Origin of the sequence: Streptomyces sp. NPDC002795 (genome assembly GCF_042888725.1) — a bacterium.
Lineage (GTDB): Bacteria > Actinomycetota > Actinomycetes > Streptomycetales > Streptomycetaceae > Streptomyces.
The window spans coordinates 968,691-982,100 of the sequence record NZ_JBIAQB010000001.1; the positions used below are offsets into that span (position 1 = coordinate 968,691).

A 13,410-nucleotide genomic window follows, 5' to 3' on the forward strand; every position below is an offset into this window, starting at 1 on the left:
ATTTCCATGGCCCTGCTCACCTTCGAACTCCCCGACGGCTCCACCCGCGACGTGCAGGTCACCCAGGTCCTCAACGCCGGTTACGCCGGGCGCAGCCAGGACGATGTCGCCGCGCACGTCGCCGAGCTCGCCGAACTCGGCGTGCCCGCGCCGACCACGACCCCGGCGCTGTACCCGATCTCCCCCTACCTCGCGCAGCAGACCGAGCGGGTCGCGGTGCAGCACGGGCGGACCTCGGGTGAGGCGGAGTGGGCGCTGATCGTGGCGGAGGACGGCGAGCTGCTGCTCACGGCCGCGTGCGACCACACGGACCGCGATCTCGAGGTGCACGGCGTGGCCTGGAGCAAGAACGCGAGCCCGGACGTCCTGGCCCGCCGCGCCTGGCGGCTGTCCGACGTGGAGGGCCGCCTGGACGACCTGACGCTCCGCGCTTGGGTCACGGTGCAGGGCGAGGAGTCCCTGATCCAGGACGGCTCCCTCGCGGAGCTGCTCACGCCGTCCTACTGGGCCGACGTGCTGCGCGGGCGCGGCGAGCTGCTTGCCGGCACGGTGCTGATCTCCGGCACGATCCCGATGGCGGAGGGCGTGGACCAGTTCGGCGAGGCCTGGCGGGTGGAACTGGCCGACCCGTCGACCGGTGACACCATCACGCTGGCCTACGCGGTGACACCGCTGCCGGTGCCGATCGGCTGAGTCACGAATGGCCGGGTCCGTACGGAGGCCGCAGCATGGTGATGTCGTCGGTGTGCCCGGGTGGGCCATACCGGAGGCGGCGCCGCCCGAAACCTCCTGCGAGTTTGCACCCGCAGGGCTCCGCGGCGTTTAGCGAACCCGTCGAAAGGCACGCGTAGCTCATGAGTGACGACACAGCCAAAGCGACCACCACGGATGCCGGCGTTCCGGTCGAGAGCGACGAGCACTCGCTCACGGTCGGCGCCGGCGGCCCGATCCTCCTCCAGGACTCCTATCTGATCGAGCAGATGGCGCAGTTCAACCGGGAGCGGATCCCGGAGCGGCAGCCGCACGCCAAGGGCAGCGGCGCCTTCGGCCACTTCCAGGTCACCGCGGACGTCAGTTCCTACACGAAGGCCGCGGTGTTCCAGCCCGGGACGCGCACCGACCTGGTGGCCCGGTTCTCCACGGTCGCCGGGGAGCGCGGAAGCCCGGACACCTGGCGCGACCCCCGCGGGTTCGCGGTGAAGTTCTACACGTCCGAGGGCAACTACGACATGGTCGGGAACAACACCCCGGTCTTCTTCGTGAAGGACCCGATGAAGTTCCAGCACTTCATCCGGTCCCAGAAGCGCCGCGCGGACAACAACCTCCGCGACCACGACATGCAGTGGGACTTCTGGACGCTGTCCCCCGAGTCCGCGCACCAGGTCACCTGGCTGATGGGCGACCGTGGCATCCCCCGCAGCTGGCGTCACATGAACGGCTACACGTCGCACACGTACATGTGGATCAACGCGCAGGGCGAGCGGTTCTGGGTGAAGTACCACTTCAAGACCGACCAGGGCGTCGAGCACTTCACCCAGCACGAGGGTGACCAGATGGCCGCGGCCGACACGGACTACCACACCCGTGACCTCTTCGAGCACATCCGTGACGGCGAGTACCCCAGCTGGACCCTGCACGTGCAGATCATGCCGTACGACGATGCGGCCACCTACCGCTTCAACCCGTTCGACCTGACCAAGGTGTGGCCGCACGCCGACTACCCGCTGGTCGAGGTCGGCAGGATGACGCTCGACCGCAACCCGACGGACAACCACGCGGAGATCGAGCAGGCCGCGTTCCAGCCGAACAACCTGGTCCCGGGCATCGGCCCCAGCCCCGACCGGATGCTCCTCGCGCGGCTCTTCTCCTACGCCGACGCACACCGTCACCGCATCGGCGGCAACTACCAGCAGCTGCCCGTCAACGCGCCGGTCGCGCCCCTGCGTACGTACTCCAAAGACGGAGCCATGGCGTACAACAAGACGCAGGACCCGGTCTACGCGCCGAACTCCAAGGGCGGCCCCGCGGCCGACACGGACCGTTACGGCACACCGCCCAGCTGGTACGCGGACGGTGACATCACCCGCGCCGCGTACGTCGACCACGCCGAGGACGACGACTGGGGGCAGCCGGGCACCCTCGTGCGCGAGGTTCTCAACGACGCCGAGCGCGACCGCCTCGTGGACAACGTCGTCGGTCACCTGCTCAACGACGTGAGCGAGCCGGTGCTCGTGCGGGCCTTCGAGTACTGGTCCAACATCGACCCGTCGATCGGTCAGCGCATCAAGGAGGGTGTGCGGGCCAAGGCCGACGAGAAGGACCCCAAGGCGTCCGAGCAGGCCAACCCGGCGCGCAGCAGCATGCAGGGCAAGGCCTGAGGTGAACCCGGGCGGGTGTCCGGGCGGGACCCGCCCGGACACCCGCCGCCCGCACTCCTCGTTCGCGGGGTTCGGTGGACCTGGTTGCACGGTTCCGGGCGCCGAGTCGTAACCTGCCGTCGTGACCGAGATGCTGAACCCGACTCCCGATGACGCCTTCGCGATGCTGCTCGACGGCAACCAACGCTTCGTCACCGGCACCCCAGGCCATCCCAACCAGGACGCCGCACGCCGCACCGAGACCGCGCCGGGGCAGAACCCCTTCGCGGTGCTTTTCGGGTGCTCCGACTCCCGGCTGGCCGCCGAGATCATCTTCGACCAGGGGCTCGGGGACATGTTCGTGGTCCGCACGGCCGGGCACGTGGTCGGTGCGGAGGTGCTGGGCAGCATCGAGTACGGGGTGAGCGTGCTCGGCTGCCCGCTGGTCGTGGTCCTCGGCCATGACTCGTGCGGGGCGATCGCCGCCGCCAAGGACGCCGCCGACGGAGGCAGGGCGCCCGCCGGTTTCGTGCGCGACGTCGTCGAGCGGGTGACGCCGAGCGTGCTCGCGGCCCGCGCCGCCGGCCGCGGCCAGGACGAGGAGATCCTCCACGAGCACATCCGGCACACCGTCGACCTGCTGCTCGACCGTTCCCGTGTCCTGTCCGAGCAGGTGGCCGCCGGGCGCCTCGCCGTGGTGGGCCTGTCCTACCGACTGGCCGACGGCACGGCGCGGCTGGTCGCCTCCCACGGCCTGAGCGAACCCGCCACCGCCGCACGCTGAACCCCGCCCCATCGAAAGAAGCGCACCACAGTGAAGGACAACGTGACGGTGACGGCACCCTCCCGTGACACCGACGCCGGCATCGACATCGACAAGGCGGTCGGCGTGCTGCGCGCCGGGGGCCTGGTCGCCCTCCCCACCGAGACCGTCTACGGCCTGGGCGCCGACGCCGAGGACCCCGCCGCCGTCGCACGCATCTTCCAGACCAAGGGCCGCCCGCCCAACCACCCGCTGATCGTCCACATCGGCGGCGCCGAGCACCTCGCCGACTGGGCCGAGGACGTGCCCGAGGCGGCGCGCCTGCTCGCGGAGCGCTTCTGGCCGGGGCCCCTCACGCTGGTCCTGCGGCGCGGCGGCCGGGTGCCCCTCGACACGACCGGCGGCCTTGAGACAGTGGCGCTGCGCGTGCCCGACCACCCCGTCGCGCTGGAGCTGCTCAACGCCTTCGGCGGCGGCATCGCGGCCCCGTCCGCCAACCGGTTCGGCTCGGTCAGCCCCACCACCGCCGACCACGTCCGCGCCGAGCTCGGTGACGGCGTCGACTTCGTGCTCGACGGCGGCCCCTGCGAGGTCGGCGTCGAGTCGACCATCGTCGACGCCACGAGCGAGTCGCTGAGCATTCTGCGGCCGGGCGGGGTGACGCGCGAGGACCTCGAACAGGCGCTGGGGCGCCCCCTCGACGTCCCCTCCACCAGCGAGGTGCGGGTGCCCGGCCAGCATCCCTCGCACTACGCGCCGAACGCGCGCGTCGTCCTCGTCGACGCCGAGGAACTCGTCGCCGAGACACGGCGCGCACACGAACTCGGCCACCGGGTGGGCGTGTTCCTGCCGTCGGCCCTCGCCGATGCCCCGGTGGCGGGGAAGGCGCACGCCGTGGTCGCCGTCCCCGCGTCCCTCGACGCCTACGCGCGCGGCCTGTACGGCTACCTGCGCGAACTCGACCAGCAGGGCTGCGACCTCATCCTCGCGTCGCTTCCGGCACAGGAGGGACTCGGCCTCGCGATCGCCAACCGGCTGCGCCGCGCGGCGGGGCCCCGGCCCGCGTAAGGGATCAGCGGGCGGCGAGGACGGGGCGCTCCGTGCTTCCATGGGACACTCGACGCACCTCAAGCGGGCAGGCCGAGGAGCAACCATCATGGGCACGCCGACCTCACCCCTCTTCGACATCCACATCGTCGACGCCGGAGACCTTGTCCTCCTCCACGCGCGTGGGGAACTCGACCTGAACACCGCGCCAAGCCTCGACCGCGCGCTGGTCCCGTTGCACCCTCGCCGCTGCGAACTCGACTTCGCCGAGGTGCCGTTCACCGACTCGACCGGCATCAACCTCCTCGTACGCCATCACCAGCTGGCCGCCGACGCGGGAGGCAGTCTGCGCCTGATCGCCGTCAGCGGGCCCGTCCGCCGGGTCCTGGACATCTCCGGCACCACCGGCCTCCTGCTCGCCGCCCCCGGCCCACCCCCACCGGGGGCCACCGGGTCCTGACCGGTCCGGTGGGCCGCGTCAGGCCAGGCCGGCGGCGATCGCGCGGCGGACGGCGTCGGCGCGGTCGCGGATGCCGGCCTTGGCGAAGAGGTTGTTGATGTGGGTCTTGACCGTGGCCTCGCTGATGAAGAGCTTCTCGGCGATGGCGCGGTTGGGCAGGCCCTGGCCGATGAGCGTGAGCACTTCGCGCTCGCGCGGCGTGATGTCCGCGGGCAGGGACTGCGGGGCGGCCGGCGGTGCTGTGGTGCGCAGCGTGGCCAGCAGCCGGTCCTGGACCGCGTGGTCGAGGACGGACTGGCCGGCGGCGGCCGCCCGGATCGCCCGCAGGATGTCCTGACGGCCGGCGTTCTTGGTCAGGTAGCCGCGGGCTCCGGCGCTCAGCGCGGCCAGGATGGAGTCGTCGTCGGCGAAGGTGGTCAGCACGACCACCGCTACGCCGGGGTGTTCCTCGCTCAGCCGGCGGGTGGCCTCGATGCCGTCCGTCTCCGGCATCCGCAGGTCCATCAGCACCACGTCGACCGGCCCCGCCGCCACGGCGCTCAGCACCTCGGTGCCATTGGCAGCGGCCGCGATCACGTCGATGTCATCGGACAGGGCGAGTACCGCCGCCAGCGGCTCGCGGACGGCGGCCTGGTCGTCGGCGACGATCACTCTCAACCGGCGCTGCCCATCGGCCTGTTCACTCATCGGGGATCACTGCCTCCACCTGCCAGCCGCCTGCGTCCGGCCCTTCGGCGACCGGTCCCGCAGCAAGGGTGCCACCCAGGAGGGCGACCCGCTCGCGCATCCCGATGAGTCCCATCCCGCTGCCGAGTCCCACGGTCACCGCACGGGCGGCGGGCCCGTTGCGGACCGTCAGCGTCGTCGACGTCTCGGCGAAGGCGAGCCGCACCGCGACCGTCCCGCCGGGAGCGTGCCGGCCCGCGTTGGTCAGGGCCTCCTGGGCGATCCGCAACAGGTTCTGCGTCCCGCGTGCCGACAGCGGCCGGACGGTGCCGGTGACGGCGAGCGCGTCGCGGTGGCCGGACGACTCCAGCATCGCGGTCAGCGTCTCGACCAGCGGCAGCGCGTCCTCGCGCAGTGCGTGCACCGTCCACTGCGCCTGCTTGAGGCTCTCCTTGACCATGCTGTGCGCCTTCTGGTTCGCCTCGCGGACCTTGTCCAGGTCGCCGGTGTCCAGCAGCGCGTCGGCGAGTTCCAGCTGCATGTTGATCCCGGCCAACGAGTGCGCCAGGACGTCGTGCACGTCGCGGGCGATCCGGCCGCGCTCGGCCAGCGCGGCGGTCCGGGCCTCGGCGCGGGCGGCGCGCTCGGAGGACTCGGCCGCGTCGATCACCGCTTCCAGCGCGCGCTGCTTGCTCCGGCTGAGCATGCCCGCCGCCACGGGTACGCCGGTGGTGAGTCCCAGAACCCAGGGAAGGTTCGGATGTCCCGGACCGATGTCGAAGGAGAGCACCGCGCCGCACAGGAGACTGCTCGACGCGGCCAGCGGGATCGACCACTGGGGAGGAAAGCGGTAACCGATGTGGCCGACGAGGAAGAACGCGAACAGATAGCCGGCCCCGGTGCTGCTGACGCCGATCAGCGCGGCCGACGCGACGATGCCGAGCGCCAGCGCTACGTAGACGGCGCGCGGGGAGAACCTGCCCTGGGGCAGATGCCGGGCGAGCAGCGCCACCGAACACAGCACGAGCAGGACGCCGACCGCCAGGCCCCGGCCGCTGAGCCCCAGCGGCCGGACCGTCACGAAGCCACAGGCGATGACCACCAGCGTGACGGCCCCGTGCATCCTCGGGTCCCTGCGCGGGACCGTCGGGCGCTGCCCGGTCTCCGGGCCGGACCCGACGTCCCGACCGCTCTCAGCTGTGGCCACGGCGCGACGATAGCCCACGATCAGGCACCACGGTCCGGGCTCAGAGCCGGACGCGTCAGCTGCGCCTGCGGCCCACGGTCGACAAGGCGGCCGCGGACGAAGATGGTGGCCAGCCGTGTGACGACCTCGGTGAGGGCCATGAGGACGAACGCGGCGACCCACGCCTGGTCGCTGGTGATGTGATGGGTGAGGCTGAAGCGGGCGACGTCGTCGCCACCGCCGTGCTCGGTCCACAGCTGGAACCCCATGCGCGCGCCCATGCCGAGCACCCACAGGACCGCGGAGACCGCACCGGCCTTGATCAGGAGATGCTCCCCGGACACCCGGATCCGGGTGTAGAGGCCGCCGCCGATGCCGAGCGCGGCGCCCGCGGCCATCAGGGTGCCGATCAGCACGAGGTCGTTGCCCCCGGTCGGGACGGAGTCGAGGTACTGCTGGGCCACGAAGGTCACGATCCCCAGCGGAATGAGGAAGGACTTCCAGTCCAGCCGCCCTTCCCGCAGCTGCCGGAAGACGACGAGGATGAGAGCGATGTCGGTGATCCACTCGGTCGTTGTCATGCCCCCAAGACTGCTGCGGCGAGGCGCTGACCACCTGGACCCATGGGTGGACCTCCGGGTGGACATCGGCGGCGGCGCCGCTCAGTACGTCATGCCGTGCCCGAAGCGGTACAGCGGCGAACGCGTGTCGAAGGGCACGTCCTCGCGGCTCTCCTCGACCGCCTTCATCGACGACGGCAGGTCGAACGGCAGCCGCCCCTCCGGTGCGTCGGCCCCGAAGACCAGGTCGAGCAGGGCGCCGTCCTCGGCACCGAAGTCGGCCACGACGGCGGTCGCCGCGTCGGCGATCTCCGTGAGGACGGCGGGGCGCTCCAGGTAGACGAGCACGACGGTGGGCACCCGCGCCGCTAGCCCGCGCACATGGCGGACGACGTCCTCGGGGAAGTCGAGCGAGCCGCCGTGGAACCACTCGCTGAGCGCGGTGCCCCGGTCCTCGTACGGGGCGCGCAGCCGCACCACGGCGACCTCGGCGTCCGCGACATCCGGCACCAACTGGGCGTGTTCGGCGACCAGTTCAGCGTCCAGTCCCTCCGCGTACACGCGCACGCCCTTACCGTCGGACAGGGGCAGGACGGCGTCGACGTTCTTCACCAGGACCAGCGAGCGGCGCTGCGCCGTCCGTCCCGCCTCGCGCAGTGGCGCCGAACCCACGGTCTGTGCCGCCTCCTCGGCGTCGACCGTGCGCTGCTCGAAGAGTCCGAGCCGGAACTTCTCGCGCAGGAGTCGTCGTACCGACGCGTCGATGCGCTCCTGCGACACGGCGCCACTGTCGACGAGTTCGAGGACGAGGTCCGTGCAGTCGTCGCCGCCGAACTGGTCGACGCCCGCGTCCAGGGCGCGGGCGATCCGCTGGGCCGGGGTGAGCCGCTCCAGGCCGTAGGCGTGCGCCTCGAAGACGTCGCCGGAGAGCATGGTCGACTCGATGACGTTCCAGTCCGTGCAGACGATCCCGTCGAAGCCGTAGTGGCCGCGCAGCAGGTCGGTCACCACGGGCTTGTTGAACGCGAAGCCGACCTTCTCCCAGCCCGGCACGGCCAGCGGCATCCCGTAGTACGTCATCACCTGCGTCGCCCCGGCGCGGAACGCCGCGTCGAACGGCAGTTGGTGCAGCCGGGCCAGGCCGCCCGGGTACACCTGCTCGCGGTGCGCCGGGTCGTGCGCGTCCTCGCCGCCCAACTGCGGTCCGCCGCCCGGGAAGTGCTTGACCATCGCCGCGACGGAGTGGGCGCCGAGCTCGTCGCCGCCGCGCAGGCCCCGGATGAACGCGGCCGTCATGTTGGCGACCGTGACCGGGTCCTCGCCGAACGTGCCGTAGCCGCGCGACCAGCGCGGGTCGGTGAACAGGTCGGCCATCGGACCGAGCGCGACCCGGATGCCGAGCGCGGTGTACTCGCGCCGCACCACCTCCCCGTACTCCTCGGCGAGCCGGACGTCACCGATCGCGCCGATGCCGGTGTGCTCGGGCCAGCGGGACATCCGCTCGATGGCCTGGCCCGCCGCCGGGCTGGAGAACATGCCGTGGCGCGGGTCCGTGGAGACGGTGACGGGGATGCCGAGCCGGGTGTCGGCGGCGAGTTCCTGGAGCCGGTTGTGCCAGAGCGCGATCTCGTAGGGGTCGGTCCCGTTGAGCAGGTTGAAGTGGGTGATGTGTCGGTCCACGACCAGCTCGTGCGCGGTGCGCACTCCGTTGTCCGTGTCGGGCTCGGCGAGCAGCCGGCCGCCGGGAGCGAGGGTGTTGGCGGTGTGGAAGAGCTGTCCGGCCTTCTCCTGTGGTGTCATGCGGGAGAGCAGGTCCTCGACGCGCCGCTCGACGGGCAGTTCGGGGTTCAGGTACGGGGCGGAGGGGTGGTTCATGGCGGAACTTCCTTGTACGGCGAGGGCGTTGCTCAGCGGCGCTTGACGGGCAGCACGGCCGGGATCGCGAGGAGCGCGGCGAGCAGACCGAAGACGAAGAGCGCGGGGTAGTTGTTGCCGTCCCCGAGGGCGAGCAGCGTCGGCGCGATGAGGGTGATGAGGGAGTACGGCAGCGTGGCGGCGATGTTCATGACGCCGAGGTCCTTGGCCGCGTTGTTCGGGTCGGGCAGCACATCGGCGGGCAGCGCGATGTCGACGGCGAAGTACACACCCATGCCGATGCCGACGATCGCCTGCGCGATGAGGAACCCGGTCACCGAAGTGGCCAGCGCCATCACGCCCATCGAGGCGGCGAGCAGTACGGCGGCCGTGAACACGATGGGCTTGCGGCGGCCGATCCGGTCCGAGATCCGGCCCGCGGGCACCGTCGCGATCAGGATGAAGATGTTGGCGACGAGGCTGCCCATGAACACGTAGTGCGTGACGGCGTCGTCGTTCTGGCCGAGATAGTCGGAGAGGTAGTACGCCATGTACGTGGTGACGGTGGCGTACGAGGTCCACATCAGGAAGCGGCTCAGCCAGGCCCAGCCGAAGTTCGGGAAGCGCACCGGGTTGGTCCACAGGAAGGCGATCAGCTGGCGGGCGGTCAGCGTCGGCACTTGATCCTTGCTGACGCGGCGGTCCCGGCCGTAGAGCAGGAACGGCACGATCAGGGCGGCGCCGACGAGCGCGGGGACCAGCATCAGCGCGATGGTCGAGGTGTTGAGGGAGTCCACCAGGAAGGTGCCGCCGAGCGTCGCGAGCGGGTTGGCGAGGGCGAGCACCGCGGAGGCGAAGCCCATCTGCCGCTCGGGCACCTGGTCGGCGAGGGCGCCGTAGATGGCGGCCACCAGGGCGTTGTAGAAGCACTGCGCCAGACACCAGCCGACGACGATCTCCCAGGTGCTGTTCGCGTAGGCGATCACCACGATCCCCACGAAGCCGCCTGCCGTGCCGATCACCATCCAGGGGCGGCGGGCGCCGAACCGGGACGTGGTGCGGTCGGAGAGCAGGCCGAACAGCGGGTTGGCGACGAGCGCGACCAGGGCGCCGACGCCGAGCGCCAGCGACAGGGCGCCCACCTTGCCGGCCGCGTCCATCCGCTCGACCTTGAGCGCGACGGAGACAAGCGACGGCACCAGTACGCCCATCCAGGCGCCGAGCAGGGCCAGGAAGTGGACGAGGACGAAGGTGCCGGGGACGCGCTCACGGGCGTCGCCCCCGGGCGGTGCGGGGGCAGCGCCGGGTGCGGCGCCGCTGGGGGCGGACATGGTCACAACTCTCCTTTGAGCCATGGGAATTACTGCTGGGTGTTTATGGGTGCTGCTGGGTGTTGCCGGCTGTCACTGGTTCTCGTGGCTGCCGCAGGAGTCGCGGATCACGAGTTCGGTGGGGACGGTGAAGTGGGCCGGGGGCCGCCCGTGCTCGATGGAGTCGAGCAGCATCCGTACCGCGGCCGCGCCCATCTGCCGGAACGGCTGGCGGACGGTGGTCAGCGGCGGCTGCATGACGCGGGCGATGGGGGAATCGTCGAACCCGATGACGGCGACGTCCTCGGGCACCCGATGGCCTGCGGCATGGAGGGCGTTGAGCGCAGAGAAGGCGATCTCGTCCCAGGCCACGGCGAGCCCGTCCGGGTCGGTGCCGAGCAGTTCGGTGATCTCGTCGGCGGTCGGTTCGCGGTCGGCCGGCAGCAGCGTCAGGGCCGGGTCGTACGGGATGCCGCCTTCGCGCAGGGCGTCCAGGTAGCCCTCGAAGCGCTCCTGGGCGAAGGCGTCGTTCAGCTGCCCGCCCACGAAGGCGATCCGCCGCCGCCCGTGCCGCACCAGGTGCAGCACGGCTTCGCGGAAACCGGCGCGGTTGGTGCTCTCGACGTACGGCAGGTCGAGCCGGTGACCGCGGTCGTCGATGACCACGGAGGGCATGCTGGTGTGCGCGATGGCGCCGATGTGCCGGGGCGTGCCCTCGGGCATCAGCAGGATCAGGCCGTCCACGGGCAGCGTCGGCAGCGTCTGCGTGACGAACTCGCGCTCGGCGCGCTCGCCCGGGCGCAGCGGGTGGACCATCAGGTGCAGGCCGCGCCGCGCGGACTCCTCTGCGATCCCGTACTGGATGTCGGAGTAGCCCCACCACTGCTGGAGCGGCATCAGCAGCCCGAGCGTGTCGTGCCTGCCGGTACGCAGGGAGCGCGCGCTGGCGCTCGGCGCGTATCCGAGGTCGGCGGCGATGCGCTGGATGCGCTCGCGGGTCTCGGCGCCGACGTCCGGATGCCCGTTCAGCGCACGGGAGACCGTGGGCTTGCTGACGCCGGCTTCCTTGGCGATGTCCGCGATGGTGACGCGGGGCATGGGGCCTCACCTGGTTCGTGGGTCGGTTTGGAACTGTTACGTAATCGATTGCGGAACAGTTCCGAAGGTAACTCCGGCGGACCGTGGGACGCAAGAGACCCGGGTTCGACACTCCGGTTCGACACCGGTTCACAAGAAGGCCACCCAAAGGAAGAAAACTTGTCTACCTAAGTTGCAGACAGGGCATTCAACCTCATGACAGGTTGGATTCGTGACTACACACCCCACCCCCGGCACCCCCGACACCCTCGCCGTGCGCTACGCCCGCTGGGACGGCGTCGGCCGCCCGTTCACCCTCGTGTCCGCCACCACTCCCGCCCGGCCCGGCCCCGGCGAGGTGCTGGTGCGGATCGACCTGGCGAGCGTGTGCGGCAGCGATCTGCACACGGTGCACGGCCGCCGCCGCTCGCCCAGTCCGTGCGTCCTCGGTCACGAGCAGGTCGGCACCGTCCTCGCCGTCGGGCCCGACGGCCCCTCCTGCGTCGACGGCACACCGGTGACACCGGGCCTGCGGGTGGTGTGGTCGGTCACCGCGTCGTGCGGCGCGTGCGACCGGTGCCGTCGAGGCTTTCCGCAGAAGTGCCGCGAGCTGCGCAAGTACGGCCACGAACCGCTGGACGCCGACGCCCCGTTGACGGGAGGGTTCGCCACCCACTGCGTGCTGCTTGAGGGCACCGCGATCGTCGCGGTACCCGAAGGGCTTCCCGACACCGTGGCCGGGCCGGCCTCGTGCGCCACGGCGACGGTGGCAGCCGTCCTCGCGGCGGCCGGTCCGCTGGACGGGCGGCGTGTCCTGGTCACCGGTGCCGGCATGCTCGGCGTCACCGCGGCGGCGATGGCCCACCGGGCCGGAGCACACGTGACCGTGGCCGATCCGGACCCGGCCCGGCGCGCGCAGGCCTTGAGGTTCGGTGCGGCGGAGGTCTGCGCGGACGCTCCGGCCTCCCAAGAGGCGGACGTCTCGCTGGAGTTGTCCGGTCATCGGGCCGCGGTGCAGGCGTGCCTGGACACGCTGACGACCGGCGGCGTCGCCGTGCTGGCGGGCTCCGTCTCACCGGTCGACCCGGTCCCCCTCGACCCGGAGTGGCTCGTGCGCGGGCTGCTGACCGTGACGGGCGTGCACAACTACCGCGCGGCCGATCTCCAGACGGCGGTGGACTTCCTCGCCGCGCATCACACGGAGTACCCGTTCGGTGAACTCGTCGTCGGCGCCCACCCGTTGGAGGCGATCGACGACGCGATCGCCGCGGCCGCCGGCGCCCTCGCACCCCGTCAGGCCGTCATACCCGCGGGGTAGCCGGTAGCCGCATGCGGCGCGCGGGCGCCGCCTCCCCGCCTCAGAGCATGGCCGCCCGTGCGCCGCGGGTGTTGGTCAGCGTGACGGTCGCGACGTCCGAGCGGTAGCGGTCGTCGGACCACTCGATCGGCACTCCCTGGGAGTCGGTGGTGAGCCGGCGCTCCCGCAACAGAGGCCCGTTCTCGGGGAGTTCGAGCAGGCGGGCGTCGGTGGCGTCGGCCGGGACGGCGTCGAAGGTGTGCCGGGCCGAGTGCAGATCCACCCCCTCCTTGGTCAGCAGCGCGTAGATCGACCCGGCGTTGAGGTCCGCCGCCAGCAGCGCCCGCCCGACGGGTTCGACGAAGGTCATGCGCTCCAGCATCGCCGGCCGGCCGTCGAGCAGCCGCAGGCGCAGCAGTTGGACGACCAGGTCGCCCGGGTCGAGGTGGAGAACGGCGGCAACCTCGGGCTCCGGCAGTCGCAGCGCGATCTCCTGAAGCTGCTGTCCGGGCGTGTACCCCGTGAGCTGGGCCCGGCGGGTGAAGGACCGGAACGCCTCGAACGGCTGGGCCGGCACCGCGTCCAGCACCACCGCGCGCCGCCCCTGCCCACCGCTGAGCAGGCCCTCCTCGCGGAGGGTGGCCAGGGCCTGGCGGACGGGTCCTCTGGAAGCGGAGAACTCCTCGCACAGCCGCGCCTCGGGCGGCAGTTCCGCTCCGACGGCGATCGCTCCGCTGCGGATGCGTTGACGAAGTTCGGCCGCGATGGACCGGTGCAAGGGAGTGGCCATGCACGTGACTTTACATGCGCAGAGGCGGCCTATCGGCGCGGTC

The 13,410-nt window shown here is 71.6% G+C and carries 13 protein-coding genes; 6 read left to right on the forward strand and 7 right to left on the reverse strand.

What is annotated here, in order from left to right; translation table 11 throughout:
* Window positions 1-6 precede the first annotated feature (6 nt).
* The 5 genes from ACFYWS_RS04255 (at window position 7) to ACFYWS_RS04275 (ending at window position 4,627) form a co-directional block, all read left to right on the forward strand.
* On the forward strand, window positions 7-693 hold the full coding sequence (locus tag ACFYWS_RS04255; protein WP_389269316.1) for a DUF2848 domain-containing protein: 687 nt from the start codon (window positions 7-9) through the stop codon (window positions 691-693).
* Between the two features lie 161 nt (window positions 694-854).
* Window positions 855-2,378, forward strand: a complete 1,524-nt coding sequence (locus tag ACFYWS_RS04260; RefSeq protein ID WP_389269318.1) for a catalase — start codon at window positions 855-857, stop codon at window positions 2,376-2,378.
* Window positions 2,379-2,508: 130 nt separating this feature from the next.
* Window positions 2,509-3,141 carry a carbonic anhydrase gene (locus ACFYWS_RS04265; RefSeq protein WP_389269486.1) on the forward strand — a complete coding sequence of 211 codons (633 nt, stop codon included), beginning with the start codon at window positions 2,509-2,511 and terminating at the stop codon, window positions 3,139-3,141.
* Window positions 3,142-3,222: 81 nt separating this feature from the next.
* Window positions 3,223-4,188 carry an L-threonylcarbamoyladenylate synthase gene (locus ACFYWS_RS04270; RefSeq protein WP_389269488.1) on the forward strand — a complete coding sequence of 322 codons (966 nt, stop codon included), beginning with the start codon at window positions 3,223-3,225 and terminating at the stop codon, window positions 4,186-4,188.
* Window positions 4,189-4,276: 88 nt separating this feature from the next.
* Window positions 4,277-4,627, forward strand: a complete 351-nt coding sequence (locus ACFYWS_RS04275) for an STAS domain-containing protein (protein ID WP_389269320.1) — start codon at window positions 4,277-4,279, stop codon at window positions 4,625-4,627.
* An 18-nt stretch (window positions 4,628-4,645) separates the two neighbouring features.
* Here ACFYWS_RS04275 and ACFYWS_RS04280 read toward each other — a convergent pair whose 3' ends face one another.
* The 6 genes from ACFYWS_RS04280 to ACFYWS_RS04305 form a co-directional block, all read right to left on the reverse strand.
* Window positions 4,646-5,314 (reverse strand): response regulator, encoded by a 669-nt coding sequence (locus tag ACFYWS_RS04280; RefSeq protein WP_389269322.1) that lies wholly within the window; start codon window positions 5,312-5,314, stop codon window positions 4,646-4,648.
* Window positions 5,307-6,416, reverse strand: a complete 1,110-nt coding sequence (locus ACFYWS_RS04285) for a sensor histidine kinase (protein WP_389269490.1) — start codon at window positions 6,414-6,416, stop codon at window positions 5,307-5,309. Before ACFYWS_RS04285 ends, ACFYWS_RS04280 begins: the two co-directional genes overlap by 8 nt.
* A gap of 104 nt (window positions 6,417-6,520) precedes the next feature.
* Window positions 6,521-7,060 carry a hypothetical protein gene (locus ACFYWS_RS04290; protein WP_389269324.1) on the reverse strand — a complete coding sequence of 180 codons (540 nt, stop codon included), beginning with the start codon at window positions 7,058-7,060 and terminating at the stop codon, window positions 6,521-6,523.
* Between the two features lie 81 nt (window positions 7,061-7,141).
* Window positions 7,142-8,914, reverse strand: coding sequence for a glycoside hydrolase family 3 protein (locus tag ACFYWS_RS04295; protein WP_389269326.1), 1,773 nt, complete (start codon window positions 8,912-8,914; stop codon window positions 7,142-7,144).
* Between the two features lie 32 nt (window positions 8,915-8,946).
* Entirely contained in the window at window positions 8,947-10,224 is a 1,278-nt protein-coding gene (locus ACFYWS_RS04300; RefSeq protein ID WP_389269328.1) for an MFS transporter, read from the reverse strand.
* A 72-nt stretch (window positions 10,225-10,296) separates the two neighbouring features.
* The gene (locus ACFYWS_RS04305) at window positions 10,297-11,301 is read right to left on the reverse strand and encodes a LacI family DNA-binding transcriptional regulator (RefSeq protein ID WP_389269330.1); all 1,005 of its coding nucleotides are present in this window, start codon (window positions 11,299-11,301) and stop codon (window positions 10,297-10,299) included.
* Between the two features lie 211 nt (window positions 11,302-11,512).
* On the opposite strand from ACFYWS_RS04305, the gene ACFYWS_RS04310 reads away from it, so the two are divergent.
* Window positions 11,513-12,598: a zinc-binding dehydrogenase gene (locus ACFYWS_RS04310; protein ID WP_389269332.1), complete on the forward strand. Its 1,086-nt coding sequence runs from the start codon at window positions 11,513-11,515 to the stop codon at window positions 12,596-12,598.
* Between the two features lie 40 nt (window positions 12,599-12,638).
* On the opposite strand, the gene ACFYWS_RS04315 is transcribed toward ACFYWS_RS04310, so the two are convergent.
* On the reverse strand, window positions 12,639-13,367 hold the full coding sequence (locus ACFYWS_RS04315; RefSeq protein ID WP_389269334.1) for a GntR family transcriptional regulator: 729 nt from the start codon (window positions 13,365-13,367) through the stop codon (window positions 12,639-12,641).
* Window positions 13,368-13,410: the final 43 nt, after the last annotated feature.

What these genes read in the sequence shown, in the direction of transcription:
- ACFYWS_RS04255 (WP_389269316.1), top strand. Translation starts at nt 7, where the DNA reads ATGGCCCTGCTCACCTTCGAACTCCCCGACGGCTCCACCCGCGACGTG.
- ACFYWS_RS04260 (WP_389269318.1), top strand. Translation starts at nt 855, where the DNA reads ATGAGTGACGACACAGCCAAAGCGACCACCACGGATGCCGGCGTTCCG.
- ACFYWS_RS04265 (WP_389269486.1), top strand. Translation starts at nt 2,509, where the DNA reads ATGCTGAACCCGACTCCCGATGACGCCTTCGCGATGCTGCTCGACGGC.
- ACFYWS_RS04275 (WP_389269320.1), top strand. Translation starts at nt 4,277, where the DNA reads ATGGGCACGCCGACCTCACCCCTCTTCGACATCCACATCGTCGACGCC.
- ACFYWS_RS04280 (WP_389269322.1), bottom strand. Translation starts at nt 5,314, where the DNA reads ATGAGTGAACAGGCCGATGGGCAGCGCCGGTTGAGAGTGATCGTCGCC.
- ACFYWS_RS04285 (WP_389269490.1), bottom strand. Translation starts at nt 6,416, where the DNA reads ATGCACGGGGCCGTCACGCTGGTGGTCATCGCCTGTGGCTTCGTGACG.
- ACFYWS_RS04290 (WP_389269324.1), bottom strand. Translation starts at nt 7,060, where the DNA reads ATGACAACGACCGAGTGGATCACCGACATCGCTCTCATCCTCGTCGTC.
- ACFYWS_RS04295 (WP_389269326.1), bottom strand. Translation starts at nt 8,914, where the DNA reads ATGAACCACCCCTCCGCCCCGTACCTGAACCCCGAACTGCCCGTCGAG.
- ACFYWS_RS04300 (WP_389269328.1), bottom strand. Translation starts at nt 10,224, where the DNA reads ATGTCCGCCCCCAGCGGCGCCGCACCCGGCGCTGCCCCCGCACCGCCC.
- ACFYWS_RS04305 (WP_389269330.1), bottom strand. Translation starts at nt 11,301, where the DNA reads ATGCCCCGCGTCACCATCGCGGACATCGCCAAGGAAGCCGGCGTCAGC.
- ACFYWS_RS04315 (WP_389269334.1), bottom strand. Translation starts at nt 13,367, where the DNA reads ATGGCCACTCCCTTGCACCGGTCCATCGCGGCCGAACTTCGTCAACGC.